The 22,611-nt window shown below is 71.0% G+C and carries 20 protein-coding genes; 11 read left to right on the forward strand and 9 right to left on the reverse strand.

Annotated features, from left to right (window positions below):
* Positions 1 to 88 precede the first annotated feature (88 nt).
* On the forward strand, positions 89 to 1,102 hold the full coding sequence (locus tag ACFYO9_RS10430; RefSeq protein WP_355816077.1) for a zinc-binding dehydrogenase: 1,014 nt from the start codon (positions 89 to 91) through the stop codon (positions 1,100 to 1,102).
* A gap of 198 nt (positions 1,103 to 1,300) precedes the next feature.
* The gene (locus ACFYO9_RS10435) at positions 1,301 to 2,734 is read left to right on the forward strand and encodes a carboxylesterase family protein (protein WP_355816080.1); all 1,434 of its coding nucleotides are present in this window, start codon (positions 1,301 to 1,303) and stop codon (positions 2,732 to 2,734) included.
* 174 nt (positions 2,735 to 2,908) lie between these two features.
* Here the strand turns inward: ACFYO9_RS10435 and ACFYO9_RS10440 are convergent, their stop codons facing one another.
* Entirely contained in the window at positions 2,909 to 3,844 is a 936-nt protein-coding gene (locus ACFYO9_RS10440; RefSeq protein WP_388666194.1) for a helix-turn-helix domain-containing protein, read from the reverse strand.
* 131 nt (positions 3,845 to 3,975) lie between these two features.
* Here ACFYO9_RS10440 and ACFYO9_RS10445 point away from each other — a divergent pair, with 131 nt between their 5' ends.
* The 3 genes from ACFYO9_RS10445 (at position 3,976) to ACFYO9_RS10455 (ending at position 6,183) form a co-directional block, all read left to right on the forward strand.
* A complete protein-coding gene (locus tag ACFYO9_RS10445; protein WP_355816086.1) occupies positions 3,976 to 4,362 on the forward strand; it encodes an MmcQ/YjbR family DNA-binding protein in 387 nt (128 codons plus the stop codon).
* Positions 4,359 to 4,727 (forward strand): MmcQ/YjbR family DNA-binding protein, encoded by a 369-nt coding sequence (locus ACFYO9_RS10450; protein ID WP_358776933.1) that lies wholly within the window; start codon positions 4,359 to 4,361, stop codon positions 4,725 to 4,727. Before ACFYO9_RS10445 ends, ACFYO9_RS10450 begins: the two co-directional genes overlap by 4 nt.
* Positions 4,728 to 4,812: 85 nt before the next feature.
* Positions 4,813 to 6,183: a replication-associated recombination protein A gene (locus ACFYO9_RS10455; protein WP_358776934.1), complete on the forward strand. Its 1,371-nt coding sequence runs from the start codon at positions 4,813 to 4,815 to the stop codon at positions 6,181 to 6,183.
* A gap of 29 nt (positions 6,184 to 6,212) precedes the next feature.
* On the opposite strand, the gene ACFYO9_RS10460 is transcribed toward ACFYO9_RS10455, so the two are convergent.
* The 7 genes from ACFYO9_RS10460 to ACFYO9_RS10490 form a co-directional block, all read right to left on the reverse strand.
* The gene (locus ACFYO9_RS10460) at positions 6,213 to 6,716 is read right to left on the reverse strand and encodes a methylated-DNA--[protein]-cysteine S-methyltransferase (protein WP_358776977.1); all 504 of its coding nucleotides are present in this window, start codon (positions 6,714 to 6,716) and stop codon (positions 6,213 to 6,215) included.
* Between the two features lie 21 nt (positions 6,717 to 6,737).
* Positions 6,738 to 8,294, reverse strand: a complete 1,557-nt coding sequence (locus ACFYO9_RS10465) for an AlkA N-terminal domain-containing protein (RefSeq protein WP_358776935.1) — start codon at positions 8,292 to 8,294, stop codon at positions 6,738 to 6,740.
* A 93-nt stretch (positions 8,295 to 8,387) separates the two neighbouring features.
* Positions 8,388 to 8,915: an O-acetyl-ADP-ribose deacetylase gene (locus ACFYO9_RS10470; RefSeq protein ID WP_355816097.1), complete on the reverse strand. Its 528-nt coding sequence runs from the start codon at positions 8,913 to 8,915 to the stop codon at positions 8,388 to 8,390.
* Positions 8,912 to 10,324: an NAD(P)/FAD-dependent oxidoreductase gene (locus ACFYO9_RS10475; RefSeq protein ID WP_358776978.1), complete on the reverse strand. Its 1,413-nt coding sequence runs from the start codon at positions 10,322 to 10,324 to the stop codon at positions 8,912 to 8,914. The genes ACFYO9_RS10470 and ACFYO9_RS10475 overlap by 4 nt, the downstream gene beginning before the upstream one ends.
* 70 nt (positions 10,325 to 10,394) lie before the next feature.
* The gene (locus ACFYO9_RS10480) at positions 10,395 to 11,222 is read right to left on the reverse strand and encodes an inositol monophosphatase family protein (RefSeq protein ID WP_358776936.1); all 828 of its coding nucleotides are present in this window, start codon (positions 11,220 to 11,222) and stop codon (positions 10,395 to 10,397) included.
* A gap of 367 nt (positions 11,223 to 11,589) precedes the next feature.
* Positions 11,590 to 13,434, reverse strand: coding sequence for a gamma-glutamyltransferase (locus tag ACFYO9_RS10485; protein ID WP_355816103.1), 1,845 nt, complete (start codon positions 13,432 to 13,434; stop codon positions 11,590 to 11,592).
* 97 nt (positions 13,435 to 13,531) lie between these two features.
* Positions 13,532 to 14,194 (reverse strand): hypothetical protein, encoded by a 663-nt coding sequence (locus tag ACFYO9_RS10490; RefSeq protein WP_358776937.1) that lies wholly within the window; start codon positions 14,192 to 14,194, stop codon positions 13,532 to 13,534.
* 632 nt (positions 14,195 to 14,826) lie between these two features.
* On the opposite strand from ACFYO9_RS10490, the gene ACFYO9_RS10495 reads away from it, so the two are divergent.
* The 6 genes from ACFYO9_RS10495 (at position 14,827) to ACFYO9_RS10520 (ending at position 21,696) form a co-directional block, all read left to right on the forward strand.
* Entirely contained in the window at positions 14,827 to 15,294 is a 468-nt protein-coding gene (locus ACFYO9_RS10495; protein ID WP_355816108.1) for an NUDIX domain-containing protein, read from the forward strand.
* Positions 15,291 to 17,282: an ABC transporter ATP-binding protein gene (locus ACFYO9_RS10500; protein ID WP_358776938.1), complete on the forward strand. Its 1,992-nt coding sequence runs from the start codon at positions 15,291 to 15,293 to the stop codon at positions 17,280 to 17,282. The genes ACFYO9_RS10495 and ACFYO9_RS10500 overlap by 4 nt, the downstream gene beginning before the upstream one ends.
* Before the next feature lie 23 nt (positions 17,283 to 17,305).
* Positions 17,306 to 18,448, forward strand: a complete 1,143-nt coding sequence (locus tag ACFYO9_RS10505; RefSeq protein ID WP_358776939.1) for an NUDIX hydrolase — start codon at positions 17,306 to 17,308, stop codon at positions 18,446 to 18,448.
* 56 nt (positions 18,449 to 18,504) lie between these two features.
* Entirely contained in the window at positions 18,505 to 19,980 is a 1,476-nt protein-coding gene (locus ACFYO9_RS10510) for an NUDIX domain-containing protein (RefSeq protein WP_358776940.1), read from the forward strand.
* Positions 19,977 to 21,242, forward strand: a complete 1,266-nt coding sequence (locus tag ACFYO9_RS10515) for a M15 family metallopeptidase (RefSeq protein ID WP_358776941.1) — start codon at positions 19,977 to 19,979, stop codon at positions 21,240 to 21,242. Before ACFYO9_RS10510 ends, ACFYO9_RS10515 begins: the two co-directional genes overlap by 4 nt.
* A gap of 220 nt (positions 21,243 to 21,462) precedes the next feature.
* Positions 21,463 to 21,696 carry a hypothetical protein gene (locus ACFYO9_RS10520; RefSeq protein WP_358776942.1) on the forward strand — a complete coding sequence of 78 codons (234 nt, stop codon included), beginning with the start codon at positions 21,463 to 21,465 and terminating at the stop codon, positions 21,694 to 21,696.
* On the opposite strand, the gene ACFYO9_RS10525 is transcribed toward ACFYO9_RS10520, so the two are convergent.
* Positions 21,693 to 22,601, reverse strand: coding sequence for a LysR family transcriptional regulator (locus tag ACFYO9_RS10525; protein WP_358776943.1), 909 nt, complete (start codon positions 22,599 to 22,601; stop codon positions 21,693 to 21,695). The genes ACFYO9_RS10520 and ACFYO9_RS10525 overlap by 4 nt on opposite strands.
* Positions 22,602 to 22,611 lie beyond the last annotated feature (10 nt).

Genomic DNA, 22,611 nt, shown 5'->3' on the forward strand with positions numbered 1-22,611 from the left:
CTGTGGGAGGGCAACGACCACCCCGACGGAGGGCGGGCGACCATCCGGAACAGCGCGCCGAGAGGCGAGACAGAGTGAGGATCGCGGTATGAGCCAATCAACAGCAGCCGGCGACGCCGTGCAGGCGACGATGCGGGCCGTCGTCGTCACCCGGCCCGGCGGCCTCGATGCCCTGGAGCTCAAGGAAGTGCCGGTTCCCGTACGCAAAACCGGTTGGGTACGGATCCGGGTGAAGGCGTTCGGCGTCAACGAGTCCGAGGTCACCACCCGCAAGGGTGAGTCGGACTCGGAGGTCACCTACCCCCGTGTCCCCGGTATCGAGGGCGTCGGCGTGGTCGACGAGGACAGCGGGCTGGGCCCGGGTCAGCAGGTGGCGACCATGATGGGCAACATGGGCCGCACCTACGATGGCGCCTACGCCCAATACGTGAGCGTCCCCGCGGCCCAGGTCATCCCGTTCGAAACCAGCTTGCCGTGGGACGTCGTCGGCGCGCTGCCGGAGATGTTCCAGACCGCGTACGGCTCCCTGACCACAGGCCTCGGCCTGCAGGCGGGGCAGACGCTGCTGATCCGCGGTGGCACCTCCACCGTCGGGCTGAGCGCGGCCACGATCGCGAAGGACCTCGGCGCCACCGTACTGTCCACCACCCGCAGCCCGGACAGGACCGGGGAACTGCGGGCTGCGGGCGTCGACCACCCCCTCATCGACAACGGCACCGTCGCCGACCAGGTGCGCGAGCTGATGCCGGACGGTGTCGACGCCGCGCTGGAACTGGTCGGCTGCTCGGTCCTCGCGGACACCCTGCGCACCGTCCGCCGGCACGGCACCGCGTGCTTCACCGGCGCTCTGGCGGGGCAGTGGTCGATCAACGACTTCACCCCGTTCATGATCCCCGTCGGGGTGCGGCTGACCAGTTACGCGGGCGAGGCCGCCGACCTCCCGGCGGACGTCTTCGCCCGCCAGCTCCAGGCCGTCGCCGAGGGGCGCCTGAGGGTCCCGGTCGCGAAGGTTTATCACGGTCTGGAACAGGTCCGGGACGCCCAGGACGACGTCGAATCCGGCACCACCCCGGGTAAGCACGTCGTCGTCCTGGACGACTGAGAATCGATCGCGGGACGTGGCTCCCCGACGGCATGGGCCCCGAGACGTACTACCGCCGGCTTCGAACGCGCGATCACGAAGCGACTCCGCCACGGGGAGCATCTGCCATCCGACCGCGAGGCCGCCAAGGACGCGACCGCCATCGGCGGCGACTCTACGACCTGAGACGACATCTGATCCCCGAAAGGACTCTCTCGCATGACCAGCACCGCCACCGCTGAACAGGGCGCCGTGCGCTCATGGCTCGGCATCCCGTACGCCACCGCCGACCGCTTCCGCAGCCCGAAGGTCGTGCCCTTCGACCCCGACCTCCCCTACGACCAGAAGGGGCCGGCGCCGCTCCAGGCCGGTGACACCAGCTGGCTCGAGGCCGACAACGGGTTCAGCGAGGACTGTCTGAACCTCAACGTGTGGGCACCCGCCGACGCCGGGGGCAAGCCTCTCCCGGTCATCGTGTACGTCTTCGGCGGCGGGTGGATGCTCGGCGCGAACACCCAGACCACTTCCAACGCGTCAGGTCTCGCCGCGACCGGCCGCGCCATCGGCGTGTCCCTCAACTACCGGCTCGGCCCCTTCGGGTGGCTCTCCCTGTCCCAATACGGCGGCGCTCTCGCAGAAGCGTCGAATCTCGGCCTGCAGGACATCATCGCCGCGCTGCAGTGGGTACGGGAGAACATCGTCCGATTCGGTGGCGACCCGAACAATGTCACGGTCACAGGCCACAGCGCCGGCGCGTTCTCCGCCCTGAGCCTCCTCGCCGCGCCGTCCGCCGAGGGGCTCTACCACCACCTGGCCGCGTTCTCGGGCATGCCATCGCGCCAGGTGCCGGCCTGGGGTGCGGAAGAGCGCGCCCACATTGTCCTCACCACGCTCGGGCTGCAGGACGACCCCGAGCAGCTCCTCACCGTGGACGCGGACCTGCTCGCCAAAACGATGGCCCATACCCAGTCGCCGGATCCCGGTGCCGCGCACGGCGTGGACAACGAAGTCATCGCCATCGTTGATGACCGAGAGCAGTCGAACGGCGTCCTCACGGGCCACCCCATGCGCGTCCTCGAATCTGGTCAACACCGCGACGTCGACATCCTCTTCAGCAGCACCACCCACGAAACCGACTGGTGGGTCCTGCACCGGACCGAAGACTTCGACCCGGGCAGCATGGACGCCCTCATTGCGGAGTTCGCCAACCGGAACCGTATCCCGCGCAGCCGTGCCCGCAAGATCGTCGCCGCCTACGACATCGACGGACGCACTTCTGTCGAGGTCCGCGGTGCGCTGCTCACCGACTTCTCCTTCACGTTGCCGCAGACCCGGGGAGCGCTCGCGCACGCCGCGGCCGGCGGAAACGCGCACCTGCTCGTCGTCGGCCCGGTCGAGGGAGCGCACGCCGTACACGGCACTGAGATGTACGGCATCGTCGGCCAGACCCGCCCCGGCGCCAACGACACGCAGATCGCCCGCGACACGTTCGTCCGGGACGCGCTGCTCGCACTCGCCTGCGGTGACACCGGTGCGCTGTGGGAGCCCGTCACCACGGTGCCGACCGCCAAGGGGATCGGCGACATGCCCTACGACGCCACCGCTCACGCTGAAAAGGTCCTCGAGACTTTCTCGGGCGTTAACCGCCCGTAGCTGCTTCGCCGGGAGTGAGAACCGTCTGAGTCTGTGCGGTCAGCCCAGGGGCCCGGTGACGGCATCGCTGCCATTCCGTTCCCGTCGAGTCCGCACCAACCCCCTGACGTCAGGGGACGCCCCCGGATCCCCCGGACCCTGGACGGCTGAGATCCGGGCATGGCCCCGCCCCGCTCACGGACCGGCCGTATCTACTCCGGACGCGAACGCGGCCGGGGTGAGGCCGGTGCGGTCACGGAAGAAGCGGCCGAAGTTCGCGGTGTCGGAGAAACCGAGATGTGCGGCCACACTCCGGGCATCCCACCGCGCACCTCCCAGCAGGCGCCGGGCTTCGAGCAGGCGCCGCTCGCCGATGAGGTCACGCACCCCTTTGCCGGTGGCGTCCCGGGCGGCACGGCTCAGCGTGCGCACCGAGCAGCCGAGCAGCTCGGCGTAGTCCACCGCCCGGTTCAGTTCACGGAAGTGCAGCTCCAGGGCATCCGCGAACCGGCCGTAGGTGTCACCGCGGCCAGTGCCGGCCGACGCCGCGCCCGTGGGAGCGGTGCCGGAGGCGCTGGCCAGGCGCAGCAGCAGCGATTCGAGCAGGCTGCGCCGCAAGGCATGGTGGACATCGAGGGGGCGGCGTCCGAGCGCCCGGTGTTCGTCGAGGAGCTGGAGCGTCGTCTGGTGGAGCCAGGTGGCGTCGTCGGGGTGTGGGTTCAGCACGGCGGGGGCCTCGTGCGAAGTGAGCGGAGCCAGCAGGCGGGCGGTGCCGGGCGTCAGCACGTCCGGTTCGAACAGGATGAACGGGCCGCGGGCGGTGCCGGGTGGATGCCAGCACTGCGTGTGTCCGGGTCGCACCCACAACCACTGGCCGGGGGCAACGGTCCGCGTGAGGTGGTCGACGTCGTGGAGCAGCTCGCCCGCGGTGACCGCGATGAGGTAGTGGAAGGTGGCGCGGCCCGGGCGGGGCGGGTTCCACGGCCAGTCGTCGTGCTGGGCGAAGAAGTCTTCCACGGTGCTCACCTCCAGCCCGAAGGGCGTGCCGACCGGGGGCTGGAAACCGTACAAGGGGACCTCAGTCGGTTCGGCCTGGCCCTTCGGGGCTGAATGTCGTTTGTCGACCATGATGTGTCCGCAGCCTACCGCCCGTTTTCGGTGGTTTCAGGGCAAGGATGGACTGTGCCGCCGCAACTGCGGGACCCACACTCTGCGGTCTTCGGCGCCGCAGCCCGCTACCACTTCAAGGAGGACAACGCCCCATGACTCTGCACAAGTCCGCCGCCGACTGCGCGCAGGAGCTTCCCGGAGCCGAGCTGGAGCATCCCTTCGGGGACGACTGGGAGGTCTTCAAGGTGCGCGGCAAGCTGTTCATGCTGATGACCGAGGTCCCAGGGCGTCCCGTCGTGATCCTCAAGTCGGAGCCCGGCGAGGCGCTCGCCCTGCGGGGACACAACAGCCACATCACCCCCGGCTACCACATGAACAAGAAGCACTGGATCACCCTGGAAGATGGGGACGGCGTGGACGAATCCCTGGTCCGGGAGCTCGTCACCGAGTCCTACCGGCTTGTCGTCGCTCACCTGCCCAAGGCCGACCAGCCCGTCGACCCGCACACCTACGCCGGCGGCACGCGGGCATCCCGGTGAGCGCGGCCGGCGACCGGCTCCAGGACACCGCCCGCAAGGCGGCCCTCGCCCTGCCCGACGTCAGCCACTCACGCCCCTTCACTCCCCAGCTCGACGTGTACAAGGTCGCAGGCAAGGTGTTCCTCATCGTCACCGACGACCCGGACGAACAGATCATCACGGTCAAGTGCGAACCCGAACACGCCCGTGCCCACATGGACGCCCACGCCTCGATCACACCGGGCCGCTACCTCGACAAACGCCACTGGATCACGCTCAGACCGGGGCCGGGCATCACCGAACGGCTGATCACCGACGCGATCGAGGACTCCTACGACCTGGTCGCCGCCCAGTTGCCACCAGGCGACCGTCCCGACCTCCGATAAACACCCCCAGCGCACCCACCAGCGGCTGCGCTGCCTCCTGTCAGCAACCCCCGTTTCGCTACGCTCGCCGCCGACCGAGAGACCCATGGAACCAACCCTGCCGCTCTTCGACGAGGAGCCCACCCGGCCACTCGCCGACCGCCTGCGCCCCACCCGGCTCGACGAGGTCGTCGGGCAGGACCACCTCCTGGCCCCGAACGCCCCGCTGGGCCGCATGATCGCCCAGCAGCGCCTCAGCTCCGCCATCCTGTGGGGCCCGCCCGGCGTCGGGAAGACCACCATCGCCCGGCTCCTCGCCCACGCCGGCAACCTGGCCTTCGAGCCCGTGTCGGCCACCTTCTCCGGCGTGGCCGACCTGCGCAAGGTCTTCACCGCAGCCCGCAGCCGGCGCACCGTCGGCCAGGGCACCCTGCTGTTCGTCGACGAGATCCACCGCTTCAACCGCGCCCAGCAGGACAGCTTCCTGCCCTACGTCGAGGACGGCACGATCACCCTGATCGGCGCCACCACAGAGAACCCGAGCTTCGAACTCAACGGCGCCCTCCTCTCCCGCAGCCAGGTCCTCGTCCTCAAACGCCTCGACGAAACCGCCCTGTCCACCCTCCTCGACCGCGCCGAACACCTCACCGGCCACCGTCTGCCCCTGGACGACGACGCCCGCCGAGCACTGATCGCCATGGCCGACGGCGACGGCCGCTACCTCCTCAACATGGCCGAACAACTTCAGGCCCTCCCCGACACCGGGACCATCCTGAACACCGCCGTGCTCGCCCACCACATCCAGCAGCGCGCCCCGCTGTACGACAAGGCGCAGGAGGGCCACTACAACCTGATCTCCGCGCTCCACAAATCGATGCGCGGCTCCGACCCGGATGCGGCCCTGTACTGGCTCGCCCGCATGCTCGATGGCGGCGAGGACCCCCTGTTCGTGGCCCGCCGCCTGGTCCGCTTCGCGAGCGAGGACATCGGCATCGCCGACCCGCAAGCCCTTCAGCAGGCGCTCGCCGCCTGGGACGTGTACGAGCGACTCGGCTCCCCCGAAGGCGAGCTGGCGATCGCCCAGGCCGTCGTCTACCTCGCCACCGCCCCCAAATCCATCGCCGTCTACCGCGGCTTCAATGCCGCACACCGCGCCGCCCGCCGCACCGGCTCACTCATGCCGCCCGCCCACATTCTCAACGCCCCGACCCGGCTGATGAAGGACATCGGCTACGGCAAGGACTACCAGTACGACCCCGAGACCACCGACGGCTTCTCCGGCACCGACTACTTCCCCGACGGCATGGACCGCGAGACGTACTACCAGCCCACCCGCAACGGCTACGAAGCCCAGATCACCGAACGCCTGCGCCACTGGGCCACTGGGCCACTCTGCGAGCACGCAGACAACGCGGCTGACACGACAGATGCCGGCCCAGACGACAAATACCGGGTCGGCCGACCAGGCGGTCACTGACGCAACGTCAGCTACCACCTGACGGGCCGTCAGAAAAGCACGTCTGCGCCGAACTTGGCCGCTCCGCTCTCGAAGGCCAGCAGCCGCTGCTTGCGATCGAGGCCGCCCCCGTACCCCGTCAGGCTGCCGTTGGCGCCGATCACGCGGTGGCAGGGCACGATGACGCCGATGGGGTTCTTACCGTTGGCGAGGCCGACCGCGCGGGAGGCGGTGGGGCGGCCGAGCATCTCCGCGAGCTCACCGTACGTACGGATCTCGCCGTAGGGGATGTCCTGGAGCGCGCGCCAGACCGTGCGCTGGAACGGGGTGCCGTCGAGCCGCAGCGGCACGTCGAACTCCGTGAGCTCCCCCGTGAAGTAGGCCGCCAGCTGGAGGGTCACCTCGCGGAACGGGGCGGGGTCGGGGACCCCGAAGGTCTCCTCGGGCGGACGGTGACGCTGCTCGATCATGTAGAGGCCGCTGAGCACGCCGTCGGTCGCGACGAGTGTGAGCGTCCCGTAGGGGCTGTCGATGCGGGTGTGCAGGCGTTCCATGGGCATGGGTCTCGCTGTCCCTTACGCGGGGAGGTGGTTGATCGGGTGGTCGTCGGTGGCCCACAGGTACTGGACCGCGTACGCCCGCCAGGGCCGCCAGGCGGCGGCGCGCGCGGTGAGGGCGGCCGGGGTGTGCGGCAGGCCGAGTTCCTGTGCGGCGCGGCGGATGCCGAGGTCGGTGGGGAGGAAGGCGTCGGGGTCGCCGAGCGCCCGCATCGCGATGACCTCGACCGTCCAGGGCCCGAAGCCGGGGAGCGCGGCGAGCCGGGCGCGGGCCTCGTCCCAGTCGCTCTCGACGCCGAGTCCGAGCCCGCCGTCGGCGAGTTCGCCCACGAGCGTGGTCAGGGTGGTGCGGCGGCTGCGGGGCAGGGCGAGGGACTCGGGGTCGAGCGCGGCGAGCGCCTCAGGGCCGGGGAAGAGGTGGGTGAGGCCGCCCTCGGGGTCCGCGACCGGGGTGCCGTGCGCGGTGACCAGGCGGGCGGCGTGGGTGCGGGCGGCGGCCGTGGAGACCTGCTGGCCGAGGACGGCCCGCACGGCGAACTCGGCCTCGTCGACGGTGCGCGGGACGCGCCGCCCCGGGGCCTTGTCGACGAGCGGCGCGAGCAGCGGGTCGGTCCTCAACTGGCCGTCGACGGCGGCCGGATCGGCGTCCAGGTCGAGCATGCGGCGGCACCGGCTGATGGCGATGGTGAGGTCGCGCAGGTCGGTCAGGGCGAGCCGGCAGCCGATGTGGTCGGGGTACGGGGTGAGGGCGACGATCCCGTGCCCGTAGGGGAGGCTCAGGGTCCTGCGGTACGCCCCGTCGCGCCACTCCTCGACGCCGGGCACCGCGGTGGCGACGAGGTGGCCGAAGAGGTTGTCGGGGTTGAGCGGGGCGCGGAACGGCAGCCGGAGCGAGAGGACGCCACCCGCCGCGCCGGACGCCGAGACACCCGACCCCGTGACACCCGGCGCAGTGACACCCGGCGCAGTGGCACCCGATGACGAGGCACCCGACGGCGCGGCTCCGGGCCGCTTGGGCGTACGGGCCCGCAGCTCCCCCGGCGCCAGCGCGAAGACTTCGCGCACGGTGTCGTTGAAGGTGCGGATCGAGGAGAACCCGGCGGCGAAGGCGATCTCGGCCATCGGCAGCCCGCTCGTCTCGATGAGCAGCCGCGCGGTCTGCGCGCGCTGGGCGCGGGCGAGGGCGAGCGGTCCCGCGCCGAGCTCGGCGAGCAGCTGGCGTTCGACCTGCCGGGTGCTGTAGCCGAGGCGGTGCGCGAGTCCGGGGACGCCCTCGCGGTCGACGACGCCGTCCGCGATGAGGCGCATGGCGCGGGCCACCAGGTCGGCGCGCTGGTTCCACTCGGGCGAGCCCGGGCTGCTGTCCGGCCGGCACCGCTTGCAGGCCCGGAAACCGGCCTGTTGACAGGCGGCGGCGCTCGGGTAGAACGTCATGTTCTCGGCCTTGGGCGGCACGACCGGGCAGCTCGGCCGGCAGTAGATCCGGGTGGTGACCACTGCCGTGAAGAACCAGCCGTCGAAACGGGCGTCCTTCGACTGGACGGCGCGTACACAGCGCTCTGTGTCGGTGTGCATGCCTCCAAGGATCGCGGGTCCCGCTCTCGATGGCTGGCGAGAATCCGACATCGACGTCGCGCTGCCTGGGCCGTCGGACGCCCCAGTCCCGGCTCAGTCCTGCTCGGCCAGGGCCGCGGCGAAGGCGTCGTGCGCCTCCTGGCCGAAGAGCACGAACCGCACCTCGTCGAAGTGCTCGGGCTCCGCCGTCTCCCGGACCGTGCGGACGGCGATGCGGGCCGCGTCGTCGAGCGGCCAGCGGTAGACGCCGGTGGAGATCGCGGGGAAGGCGATCGTACGGGCGCCCAGCTCGGCGGCGACGCGCAGCGACTCGCGGTGGCAGGAGGCGAGCAGCTCCGAGCGGTCCTCTGCGGCGGACCAGACGGGGCCGACGGTGTGGATCACGTGTCCGGCGTCGAGCCGGCCCGCGGTGGTGGCGACGGCGCGGCCGGTGGGCAGCCCCTTGCCGTAGTGGGAGGCGCGCAGGCGGCGGCAGTCGTCGAGGATCTCGGGGCCGCCGCGCCGGTGGATGGCGCCGTCGACCCCGCCGCCGCCCAGCAGCGAGGAGTTGGCCGCGTTCACGATGGCGTCGGCCCGCTGCTCCGTGATGTCGCCCCGGACCAGGGTGATGGCTACGGTCACGACGTACTCCTCAGTGTCTTCCACACGGCCTTCGCGGCATTGTGCCCGGACATGCCGTGGACGCCGGGGCCCGGGGGCGTCGCGGACGAGCAGAGGAAGACCGCCGGGTGGCGGGTGGTGTACGGGGAGAGGGAGAGTTTCGGCCGCAGCAGCAGTTGCAGCCCGCTCGCGGCGCCGCAGGCGATGTCGCCGCCCACGTAGTTGGCGTTGTGCGCGGCCAGTTGGGGTGGTCCTGCCGTGGCGCGGGCGAGGACCCGGTCGCGGAAGCCGGGGGCGAAGCGCTCCAGCTGCCGCTCGACGGCGTCGGTGAGGTCGCCCTCCCAGCCGTTCGGGACATGGCCGTACGCCCAGAAGACGTGCTTGCCCGCCGGGGCGCGGGAGGGGTCGACGACGCCGGGCTGCACCGTGATCAGGAACGGCTTCTCCGGGGCCCGCCCGTGGTACGAGGCGGCGCGCAGCGCGGTGTCGATCTCCCGGCTGCCCGCGGCGACCTGCACGGTCCCGGCCCGCCGCGCCTCCTCCGCGGTCCACGGGACGGGTCCGTCGAGGGCGTAGTCGATCTTGAAGGCGCTCGCCCCGTACCGGTACCCGTCGTAGGCACGGCCGAGCCCGGCGATCCTGGCGAGGGCGGTGGGCGAGGTGTCGAAGACGTAGGCGCGGGCGGGCGGCAGGTCGTCGAGCCGCTTGACCTCGTAGTCCGTGTGGATGCTGCCGCCGAGGTCCTTCAGATACGCGGCGAGCGCGTCGGAGATGGACTGCGAGCCGCCGCGCGGGACGGGCCAGCCGCGGGCGTGCGCGGCCAGCGCGAAGACCAGGCCGACGCCGCTGGTGATGATGCCGTCGAGGGGCGCGATGACGTGCGCGACGAGCCCCGCGAAGAGGGTGCGGGCCCGGTCGTCGCGGAAGCGGCGCATCAGCCAGGTCGACGGCGGCAGGCCCACGAGCCCGAACCGGGCGAGGGTCACCGGGTCGCGCGGCAGGGAGGTCAGCGGCAGCGACATGAAGTCCCGCAGCAGGGTGTCCCACTTGGGCAGGAAGGGCTCGACCAGTCTGCGGTAGGCGCCCGCGTCGCGCGGTCCGAAGGAGGCGGCGGTCTCGGCGACGGAGCGGGACAGCACGGCGGCGGTGCCGTCGAGGAAGGGGTGAGCCATGGGCAGCGCGGGCTGCAGCCACTCCAGTCCGTACCGGTCGAGGGGCATGTCGCGGAAGGCCGGGGAGTTGATGCCCAGCGGGTGGGCGGCCGAGCAGGGGTCGTGCCGGAATCCGGGCAGCGTCAGCTCCTGGGTGCGGGCCCCGCCGCCCACGGTGCTCTTCGCCTCGAAGAGGGCCACGGAGAACCCGCGCCGGGCGAGCTCGACGGCGGCGGTCAGGCCGTTCGGCCCCGCACCCACGATGACGGCATCAAGCATCGGCACCCTCGGACTCCTCTGTCAGCCGGTGGCCTCTGCCGCCAGGATAGGCCGGGCCGCCGGCGCCCTCTCAGACGCCGCCGGCGAGAAGGCCGACGACGCGCCGGGCCGTGGCGGCGTCGCGGGCCGCGGTGAACGGCAGCGCGTTGTTCCCGCCGATACGGAACGGCGCGCCCGTCAGCGTCAGATCGGCGCCGCCGGCCTCGGCGACGAGCAGCAGACCCGCGGCATGGTCCCAGGCCAGCTCCCAGGAGAAGGCGACGGCGTCGAGGTCCCCCCTGGCTATCGCGAGGTACTCCAGCCCGGCCGACCCGCACGGCCGGGGCCTGACCCCGTCCACCGCGAGCCCCAGCAGGGCCTTCTTCTGCTCCTCGGTGGTGTAGTCCGGATGCGAGGTGGCCACGGCGAGGTCCCGGCCCGGCGCGGGCGACCCGGCGATCAGCCGCTCACCGTTCAGCCAGGCACCTTGACCTCGAACGGCCACGGCCAGCTCGTCCAGCGCCGGCGCATACGTCCACGAGGCCTGGACCTCGCCCCGGACGGCCAGGGCGACGAGCATGCAGAAGCCGGGGTCACCGTTGACGAACTGACGCGTGCCGTCGACCGGGTCGACGATCCAGACCGGAGCGTCACCGTGTATCGCCTCGTACGCAACCGGGTCGGCGTGCACGGCTTCCTCACCGACGACGACCGAGCCCGGAAGAAGGGCGGCGAGGTCACGGGTCAGCTGCTCCTCCGCACGACGATCGGCAACGGTCACCATGTCGTGCGGCCCGCTCTTCTGAACGACGTCACCCTCGGCGAGCCGCCGAAAGCGAGGCATGACCTCCGCCGCGGCGGCCTTCCGGAGCGCCTCTTCCACGTCGCGTACACCGTGCGTAAGAAAGTCTTCGATCATGTACCCATGAGAGCACGCCCCACTGACATCCCCGAGCCCACAGCCCAACACCCCCAAAACCCCAGGTAAACCCTAGGCACACCCCCTCCGGCCACCAGCCCGCGACAACCGACGACAACCGGGCGCGGCCAGGGCCGCACGCCCCCCCCCGGCCGGCACCCGCGTACGAGACGGAAGGGGACGTGGGGGTATGTGCGCACGGAGCACCGAGCGCACGGTGGCCCCGCTGTCCACGAGGCGCGGCGAACAGTGGATGGCGAGTACGCACATACCCCCGCGGCCCCGCACCCAAAAACGAACCCAAGGCGCAACGCAAGCCCAAGGCGCCCCCGCACCCGAACCGCTACCGCTACCGCTACCGCCACCGCTACCGCCCCACCGCATACCCCTGCGCCCCGCGAGGATTGGCAGCCCCCGACAGCACCCCAGTACGAGGATCCCGAGCCACCGCACACAACCGCCCCTCCGACCACGCACCCCCCACCGTCACGTCATGCCCCCGCCGCCGCAGCTCGTCCACCACCCCCGCGTCCATCCGCGACTCCACCACCAGGCTCCCCGCCGCCATCCCCCGAGGATGGAACGAGCCGGGAAACGCCTCCGTGTGCCAGCTGGGCGCATCGATCGCCCCCTGCAGATCGAGCCCACCCCGCACCGCCTCCCGCAACACCACCCCCAGGAAGAAGTGCACCTGCCACTGGTCCTGCTGGTCACCCCCCGGCGTACCGAAGGCCAGCACCGGCACCCCGTCCCGCAGCGCCAGCGACGGCGTCAACGTGGTCCGGGGCCGCCGCCCGGGCGTCAGCGAGTTCGGCAGGCCCTCCTCCAGCCACGCCATCTGCAACCGCGTCCCGAGCGGAAATCCCAGCTCGGGTACGACGGGATTGGACTGCAGCCATCCCCCGCTGGGCGTCGCGGAGAGCATGTTCCCCCACCGGTCGACCACGTCGAGGTGGCACGTGTCGCCGCGCGTCCCCCCGTCCGCGACTACCGTCGGCTCCCCGGCCCCGGCGGCCGCCCCGGCCCCCCGGTCCAGCCCCCGCGTCTCCCCCGCGGCCACCGCCACCGCGTGCGCGGACAGCCGGGGCTCCCGTCCTCCGGGGGCCCCGGGCCGCAACAGATACGACGCCTTCTCCTCGATGAGCCGCCTCCGCCCCGCGTTGTACTCCTCGGAGAGCAACTCCCGCACCGGCACCCCCTCCGCCCCCTCTTCCCCTGCATCCCCGTACCAGGCCTCCCGGTCCGCCATGGCCAACTTGCAGCCCTCGACGAGGAGATGGACGTACTCGGCGGACCCGTACGCGGGCAGCTCCGCCACGTCTCGCGGCAGCAGGGCGAACTGCTGCAAAAGCGCGGGGCCCTGACTCCAGGCGCCCACCTTGCACAGGGTCCAGCCGTTCCAGTCGTACGTGACGGGATCCTCGTACGACGCGGACCACCCGCGCAGATCCGCCGCGCTCAGCGTCCCCACGTGCCGCTCGCCGCTCGTGTCCATGGTGGGCCGCCCGGCCTGCCGCACGAGCGCCTCGGCGATGAACCCGCCCCGCCACACCTCACGTGCCGCCTCGATCTGCGCCACGCGTGACCCCTCGCCCGCCTCGGCGGCCCTCGTCTCGGCCTCCGCTGTCAGCCGTCGCCAGGTCGCGGCGAGCGCGGGGTTGCGGAACAGCTCGCCGGGGCGCGGGGAGCGGCCCCCGGGCAGATAGACGTCGGCGGACGTGGGCCACTCCCGCTCGAAGAGCTCCCGTACCGTCTCGACGGTCTCGCCGACCCGTTCGACCGGGGCGTGGCCGTCCTCCGCGTACCCGATGGCGTACTTGAGGACGTCGGCGAGCGACTTCGTGCCGTGGTCCCGCAGGAGCAGCATCCACGCGTCGAACGCGCCGGGCACGGCGGCCGCGAGCGGGCCGGTGCCGGGCACCAGTTCGAGGCCGAGGGAGCGGTAGTGGGCCACGGTGGCGCCGACCGGCGCGCCCCCCTGCCCGCAGAGCACGCGCACCTCGCCGCCGGCCGGCGCGAGGATGATCGGGACCTCGCCGGCGGGCCCGTTGAGGTGCGGTTCGACCACGTGCAGGACGAATCCCGCGGCGACCGCGGCGTCGAAGGCGTTACCGCCGTCCTCCAGGACGGCCATCGCGGACTGCGAGGCGAGCCAGTGGGTGGACGACACCATTCCGAAGGTGCCCTGGAGGGTGGGGCGGGTGGTGAACATATAGGGTCTGACCTCGCTGTTTACGCGCGCCGGAAGGTCGAATCCGCGCTGGGGATCGGGCCTGGGAAGAATCTGGGGAGTTCGGACCGGCACTCTCCTACACCCGGCCCGCGAGCAGGCTATCGATCGCCCTGCGCCCCTTCCTCCCCGCCCTTCCTCCCCGCCTCCGGCATGTAGTGCGCGTAGGGATCGAGTGTGATGGCCGGTGATGAATGCCCCAATCACTTGGCGAGGGGGGCGACTGACTCACGACGTAGGCACGAAGCTCGGCCGCAGACACCTCGTTCAGTGATACATCGCCAGGCGGTAGCACGTGCAACCGAATCCGGACGCCGTACGGTCGGAACCGGCTCGCTCGAAGGAACAAGAAGGCGCCGAACATGGCGACGGTGGCCAGGCCCATCGTCGCGAGCGCCGCCGCACGGGTGCGGTCTCTGACGATGTGCAGCGGCAGCATCGGATGCTTGGCGTGGGACTGCCACCACACGAAGACGGCGAGCAGGGCCACACCGGCCGCAAACAGGGGCAGGACCAACGGGTCGGCCCAACCGGCGGATTCCGCGTCACTGGAGGCGTACACGATCGCCACGAGCCCGCCGGAGGCGAGCAGCGCGCCGGGGATGTCGAGGCGCACCCCGCGCCGCCCAGGGCTGTCCTTGAGGAGGGCCGGCGCGCCGCCGAGGGCGGCCGGCGCGATGGGGACGTCGATGCCATGCCCGGGGCCCCTTCGCGAACCGGGGGGACCCTCGTTGCTGCCCACCGATGTTGCCCGCGGTCGCTGACCAAGTCCGCCGTCATCGGCCGAGGTTCGAGCTGTGACGACTTCTGACGGGTGGCCAGGTGGCACCAGGCAATCCTCCAATGGAGTGAGCGCAACCCACACGAGTGATCGAACACAACATCACGGCTCTCCAAGTCCGTCCCCGGAAGGAGAGAGCCCGGTATTCGAATTCAGGTTCTAGATTTCGCCCGTCTCCACCCGTTACGGCGACACGAGAGCCCCCGTTACCCGCTCACCAGTCCGCATCCCGCCCCGAGGAGCCCTCATGAATCCCGTGCATCTTCCTGCGCTTGTTCATCGCGCGTTCGAAAACACCGCCGCTTCCTCGAGTACTGCTCTGCACTCCGCCGCCGACCTCAACGCCCCGTCCATCGGTGCGTCACGACCGGATACGAGGTGCCGGGCATGACACACGCCAGCGCCCAGCCGGGGCTGCCCCATCCAGACGAGGGGCATAGCCATCCTCCGTCCGGGAGGCAGAACCGGACACGGCCAGCGGCCCCCGCAGTCGCCACGCCGGGGACTCCAGTCCACGGTCACCGGTTCGACGATGCGCTCGTGCTCGCACAGGGCCGGCACCCCGTTGGGCACCTGCCGCAGGAGGGTCGGCTGTGAGCGAGAAGCCTCACCTGCTGATCGCCGACGTCGCACAGGTTCTGCTCCGGCCCAACGGCGCCGTCCTGTGCGTGCTTCGTAATGCGGGCGCCGCCCTGGCACCGGGACAGCTCACTGTCGTGGGCGGTCATCTGCAGGCCGGTGAACCACTCGACCACGCCGCACGCCGCGAAGCGCAGGAGGAGGCGGGAGTTGTGATCACTGCTGAGCAGCAGGAGTTCTGCGGCCTCATCCACCACCACGATGCCGGTGGTGCGCTGGATCGGATCACCGCCGTGTTCGTGACCCAGTCGTGGACGGGCGAGCCGTACAACGCCGAGCCGGACAAGCACGAAGGGCTCTTCTGGGTGTCGATGGAAAAGCCCTCCCCGGACTGCCACCCCTCCACCATCACGATCTTCCACATGCTCACCCACGGTCCGTCCTACCGGGCCACCAACTGGCCTGCGGGAGGCGCCCGGTGAAGAGGTTCTTCGGTCCGGTCACGATGGCCGACCCACAGGTCTCCGACGCCGAACACGAACTGTTCGGCGGACCGCTGCGCTACGACATGGGCTGGTCCCAGCACGAGCACGCGACGTTGGACCTGACCATGATGTCCGCGCTGCGCTCCATGCCCGGCCTCGTCGGGGCCACGCTGCGCCTGGCCTGGCAGGCTGACCGGCGTGCCCTCCTCTCGGTCGGGGTGAGCGAGATCAGCCAGGGCATCGCCGCTGCCGCCGGGCTACTGGCGGTCAACGCCGTCATGCACGCACTGCTCGCCGGCAGCGGCAACGCCGCCGAGCGGCTGCACGCTCTGCTGCCCGGTCTCCTGGCCGCCGCGATCATCAGCGTCGTCAACTCCGTCCTGTCGGCCTGGTCCACCTCTCGCGCGGGGCGGCTGGAGCCCAAGGTCGAGCGGATCGCCACCACGCAGTACCTGGCTGCCGCGGCCCACGTCGAACTGGAGGCCATCGACGACCCCGACTTCCGGCGGCTCGTGGACATCGCCCAGCAGGGTCCCGGCTCCGCCCGCCGGATGATCAGCGCCTGTGTCGCCGCGCTGAACGGTCTCATCTCCCTGGTCACCACCGCGGGCATCCTCGCCGTGCTGCACCCCGCCCTGTTGCCCATGCTGATCCTCATTGCCGCCCCGCGCGGCTGGGGCGCCATGCGGGTGGCCCAGGAGCGATACGTGTCGGTGATGAGCTGGATCGAGCACGTCCGGGCCAGCCGCCTGATCGGCAACCTGCTCACCGAACGATCTGCCGCCCAGGAGGTCCGTCTCCACGCCGTAGGCCCGTTCCTCCTCAGCCGCTACGAGCGCATGGCCGAGAGCGCCGAGGCCGAACAGGAACGCCTCGCCTCCAGCAAGGCCCTGACCGAGTGGGTGGCCTCCGCGCTGTCGGGGCTGGCGATGGCGGCGACCTACGGAGCCATGTTCTGGCTGATCCTGGCCGGGCACATGAGCCTCGCCGTCGCCGGGACCGCCGTCATCGCGGTGCGCACCGGCTCAGCCAGCCTGGGCGCACTGGTGATGAACATCAACCAGCTGCACGAGGAGAGCCTCTACGTCCGTGACCACGGCCGCTTCCTCACCGAGGCCGGCCGGCGGACGCTGCCCGCAGGTGGTGCACCTGTTCCGGAACGGATCAAGGATGTCGTACTGGACCAGGTCACTTACCGCTACCCCGACCGCGACACCGCGGCTCTGGACGGCGTTTCCCTGACGCTGCCCATGGGATCGGTTACGGCGGTGGTGGGCGAGAACGGCTCCGGCAAGAGCACCCTGATGAAGATCCTCTCCGGAATGCTGCTGCCCGAGAGCGGCACCCTGCGCTGGGGCGCGGCAGACCTCGCCGATCTCGACCGCGCCCAGGTCTTCGAGCGGGTCTCCCTGCTCACCCAGGACTTTCAGCGCTGGCCGGTAACCGCCGCGATGAACATCCGCCTCGGCCGCCCCGACCACCCGGCGACCGACGACGACCTGCACCCCTCGGTCGACTACGCCGTCGCCGGTCCCGTCATCGCCAAACTCCCCGACGGCTTACACAGTCTGCTGGCCCGCATGTTCCGCGGCGCCATCGAACTGTCAGGCGGCGAATGGCAGAAGGTCGGTCTGGCCCGTACCCACTGGCGCAGCTCAACCTCGCAAGCGGACGGCGTCCTCATCGTGGACGAGCCGACCTCCGCCCTCGACCCGGAAGCCGAGATCGAAGCCTTCGACCGCATCCGCCGCCTCGCCGCCCCGAACCGGGCCGTCGTCCTGGTCACCCACCGCATGTCCGGCGTCCGCCACGCCGACCACATCTACGTGCTCAACAACGGACACCTCACCGAGCACGGCACCCACGACGAACTCATCGCCCAACAAGGCCGATACGCGGCCATGTTCGACGCCCAAGCCGCCCAGTACGCCCCGAGCACGCTCATCCCGCGCCCCACCGCCCCCGCCGCCCCGGACCAGGTATGACCCGCTCGACCGGAAGGCCCCCCGTGACCACACCCCCCATCCCCACGGACCTCGACGAAGCCACCCCGTGCACCACTGTGCCGGCAGCGCAATACGCCGCGTCCCGGCATGCGGTGTGGCTCGGCGCCGCCGCGATCATCACCGACGAGGTCGGCCGGATCCTTCTGGTCCGGCCCACCTACCGCGAGGACGACTCGTGGCTGCTGCCTGGAGGCGTCGTCGAACCCGGCGAACACCCGCACGTCACCTGTCGGCGCGAGATCACCGAGGAACTGGGCCTGGACCTGCCGCTGTCGGCCGTACTCGCCGTCCACTCCTTCTCCGCACACCACCCGGACCTTCAGCCCGGCCCGATCTGCCCCGGGGAGGCCCGGTTCGTCTTCGACGGCGGAACCCTCACCCCCGACCAAGTGCAGGCGATCCGTCTTCCCCGTGAGGAGCTGTCCGAGTTCGCCTTCCTGGAGACCCGGAACGCAGTGCAGCGGCTGCGGCCCGTGGACGGACAGATCATGCTCGCCGCCTACCGTGCCCGGCTCGGGAACACCGCCACCGCGCACCTGGCCGACGGCCGGCACATCCTCGACGTCCCGCCGCTGGACCGGCACGACGTCCACGTCCGCTACCGGCCCTCGTGGGACAGCCCTCTCCACCGCGGCCCCGTCCCCGACCGGCTGCCCGTACAGCAAGCATGGGCATGGTGCTTCGTCCCCGACGGCAGGGTCGTCCTGGTGGCCGACCCCGGCCCGCAGGGCGCGCTGCCGATGCTGCCGGGCGGCACCGTGGAGGAGACCGACGCGACGCCCGAGGGCACCCTGCACCGCGAAGCCGCCGAGGAGGCCCAACTCGCCCTGGCCGATCCGGTGCGACTGGGCTGGGTGCTGGACGAGACCGGCGAGGTCTACGGCGGTGTGGGGCCCAACGCCCGACTCCGTCTGGCCGCGCAGGTCACCGCCGTCGGACCGGCGGCCGTCGACTCCGCCACCGGCCGCCCCTTCGTCCGCCTGCTCGCCACCCCTGCCCAGGCAGCCGCCCTGCTGAGCTGGGGTCCGCCCGGCGCGCGGCAATCACAGCTCGCGGTGGACACCGCACGCGAGCGGTGGGGTCTGCCCGCCGCTCGCGCCGCCGCCATCGAGGAGATCCCGGCGGAGGGAATGCGGCTGAACTGACCCGAACCCTGCCCCCTCCTCGATTCGTCCCGCTCCCCGCCTCCTGAGGTAGCCCCATGCCGCTGTCGCACGACCACATCCGCACCACCGTCGAGACCTACCTCGCTCGTCACCCTCACGAGCTGGAGCAGCTCGGCGTCTTTCTGGACGCCCTCGACCGGACCGGCGAGGACATCTCCAGCCGCTCGACCTTCACCGGCCATGTCACCTGTGGAGCGATCGTCATCGACCACCTCGGCCGCGTCCTGCATGTGCTGCACCTGGCCAGCGGGAAAGTCCTCGCTCCAGGAGGGCATGCCGAGCCCACTGACGAGGCCCTGACGGCGGCGGCGCTGCGGGAACTGCACGAGGAGACCGGGATCCCGCCCTGGGCTGTCACGCCCTGGCCCGGATACGAGACCGTGCCGCTGGACATCGACGTCCACGACATCGACGCCCACGCGGGCAAGGGCGAACCCGGGCATCAGCACTTCGACCTCCGCTTCCTCTTCCGCCTGCACGCCACGGCCGAGGTGCCGGTCGTGCTCCAGGAAGACGAGGTTGGCGGCATCGAGTGGCGGCCCATGGACCAGGTCACCTCACCGACTCTGCGCGAGAAGCTGCTCAAGCTCCCGCTCCAAGTGGATCCGGAGACGGCCAACGCCTCCGCCCTGATCTACAACGACCGCGGCGAGTACCTGCTCCACCTGCGCGACCACTTCCCCGGCCAGATCTGGGAGCCGGGCATGTGGTCCCTGCTGGGCGGCGGCCGAGAGTCCCAGGACGCCACCCTGGAACACACCGTGCGGCGCGAGCTGCACGAGGAAGCCGGCCTCGACATCGCCGACCTCACCCCCTTCGGCATCGAGCACGCCACCGACGACGCCGACGCGACCGTGCCCATCGCCATCTACGCCGGCCGCTGGAACGGAGACCCCCGCGACCTCCGCCTGACAGAAGGGGTGATGCTGGCCTGGTTCACCCCCGACAACCTCCACCGCCTCCGCATCGCGGACACCACCAGCGATCTCGTACGGCGCCACGCCGCCGGCCACCCGGCGCCGCAGAGCGGGCCCGAACCCGAGGAGGAAGGCCCGGCTTCGCCGCGCGGCACGGTCCCCAACATCATCGGCGTCCACCTCTATCTGGAGCGGCCCGACGGTACGGTGCTGCTCGGGCTGCGCCACCCCGACTCCGCCTTCGCACCGTCCACTTGGCACGTCCTGGCGGGCCACTGCGAACAGGAGAACGCCATCGACTGCCTGATCCGGGAGGCAGACGAAGAAGCCGGCCTGCGCATCGAACGCAAGGACGTCGAACTCGTCCACGTCGTCCACCACATCGGCAAACCCAGGAACCCGCCCCGCCTGGGCCTGTTCTTCCGCGCCCGCGCCTGGAGCGGCGAGCCGGAACCGCGCGAGCCGGACAAGTGCACCCAGTGGAAATTCTGGGACCCCACCGCCCTTCCCGACGATCTCGTCCCGTATACCCGACTGGCTATCACGAAGATCCAGAACGGCGAGCTGTACAGCGAGACGGGCTGGCCCGCATGACCGACACAGCGACCAGCACGCCCCGACACGCTCCCGCTGCGACAGCGGCCGGACGCCCCGACACGCGCCTGGTAGTGATCCGCGGCAACTCGGCGTCCGGCAAGTCGAGCGTGGCGCAGGGCCTGCGAGATCACTACGGTCGCGGCGTCGCGATCGTGGGCCAGGACGTGATCCGGCGAAATGTGCTGCGTGAGCATGACACCGCGGGCGGCGCCAACATCGCCCTGCTCGGCAGGATCGCCCGCCAAGCACTGGACGCCGGCTTTCACGTCGTACTCGAAGGAATCCTCTACGCCGACCGCTACAGCCACATGATCACGTCGCTGGTCCGGGACCACCGGGGTCTCTCAGCCTGCTACTACCTCGACGTGCCCCTGGAAGTGACTCTGGCCCGGCACGCGTCGAAGGCAGACGCCGCGTACCTGAGGCAAGTCACCGAGGCCCACCTCACCTCCTGGTACCGCGAGTTGGACCTGCTCCCCGGCGGTCCGGAGGCCGTGGTCCCGGCCGACAGTACGCTGCAGGACACCGTCGATCGGATCGTGCGCGACACCGATCTGACCGCCGTCGCCTCCGCCCCGCCACCGCAGTGCACGCCCTCACAGGGAGACTCGATGAACCTGGTGTTGATGTCCGATCCGCAGGTCGCCGCGGTCCCGGTGCGCGAGTGCGGAGAGCCGCTCGTCGACGTGCGCGACCACGACTTCCGCGTCGACCCCCGCGAGCAAGACCCACTGGGCGCGTTCGCCCACGTACGTGAAGGCGTCCTCGCCCGGCTGAAGCACGCCCGCTCGCTCCTGCCCGCCGGCACCGACCTGCTGTTCATCGAGGGCTACCGGCCACTCTCCCTCCAGCAGCACTACTTCACCGAGTACCGCGACGAGCTGGCCGCCGCCCACCCCGACTGGACACCTGAGCAACTGCACCAGGCCACCAGCCGGTATGTGTCGCCGCCCGAGATCGCGCCGCACTCCGCGGGCGCGGCCGTGGACGTGACCCTCGTCGACCAGGACGGCCACGAACTCGACCTCGGCACCCGCGTCAACGCCTCCCCGGAGGAGAGCGACGGGGCCTGCTTCACCCACGCGTCGAACCTCAACGACCAAGCGCGCCACCACCGCACGCTGCTGCTCAAGGCGATGGAGGACGCGGGTTTCACGAACTACGAAACCGAGTTCTGGCACTTCTCGGTGGCAGACCGGTACGACGCGCTGATGCGGCAGGAGCCGCACGCGCGCTACGGACCAATCGAACTGCCGTAACGCACCGGCCGACTCGTCCACCTCGTCGCCACCCGCTCCGATCCGGAGACCCAGGGATCGGCCACGGCCACCGCTTCGTGGTGGCCCGCCGGGATCGTACGACCGCGGCGAGCTGTACGAGGTTGACCTGACGGCGAAGGAAACCGGCGCGCCCACGAAGGTGGCGAGCCAGCTCGGGTACAGCGTCCGGGTTGCGACGGACGCCGTGGCACACGCGTACGTGACCAACACTGCCAACGGCTGGCTGTACGAGGCCGACATCGCGGACGGCGAGGGCAAGGGGCGCCGGCGTGTGGCGGCCGACGAGCTCGGCGCCCCCAGCCGGGTGGGTGCCGACGCGGTCATCAGCACCCGCCCGCGCCGCTGCATGGCACAGCTGCTCCCGAGTCGGCCAAGCGCTTCCAGCAACCTGCCTGCACCCCAGCAGCGCCGACTGCGGGCCGCAACGCCCTAAGGGCTGTCCCGCGGATCTTGATTGAGAGCTGCCAACAGGCGTAGGACCAGGTGGTTCGCATCGTTCTTGCGCCATGCGACGGCGACTCGTGTGCGCGCGGTGCCGGGCTCGATCCCGCGGAAAGCAACGCCCTTGAGGCGGATGCGGCGGATGCTGTTCGGGGCCAGTGATACGCCCAGGCCAGTTTCCACCAGGGCGCAGACGGTCTGCCATTCCACGGCGTGCTGGGTCACTTGGGGGGTGAAGCCCGCAGCGGTGCACAGGTTGGTGATCTGGTCGTACAGCGGCGGGCCGACGGCGCGGGGCAGGAGCACGAAGGGGCTTTCCGCCAACTGCTCTACTCTGACGGTCCGTTGTGCCGTGAGTGGGTGTGAGGAGGGCAGGACGGCCACGAACGGTTCGGTCAACACGGTCTTGAATCCGAGGTCCGCGTCATGGGCGGGCGGTTCGCGCAACAGGCCGATGTCGATCACCCTTTCGCGCAGAGCGGCCAGTTGCGGTGTGGTGGTCATCTCCTGGATGTCCAGGTCCACGGCGGGGAACCGTTCCCGGAAGGTGCGCAACAGGCCGGGGAGGACAGTGAGGGCGAGGGAGGCGGCGAAGCCGATCCGCAGGCGGCCGGCCCTGCCGCTGCCGACCTCTCTGGCTGCGGTCAGACCTGTCGCCAGGTCGGTGAGCGCATGCCGGGCAGCGGGCAGGAGTTCCCGGCCCGCCGGGGTGAGGCCGATGTTCCCGGGTTCGCGGCTGAAGAGCGCGTACCCGACCTTGTCCTCCAGGCGGCGGATCTGCTGGCTCAGCGGCGGCTGGGCGATGCCCAAGCGGGTGGCGGCGCGACCGAAGTGGAGTTCCTCGGCGAGCACGACGAAGGCGTGCAGCTGCGGGAGGGGAAGTTCGGGGCGCTCCATACGCAAAGAG

The sequence above is a fragment of the Streptomyces sp. NPDC005863 genome (assembly GCF_042871345.1).
Taxonomy (GTDB): Bacteria; Actinomycetota; Actinomycetes; order Streptomycetales; family Streptomycetaceae; genus Streptomyces.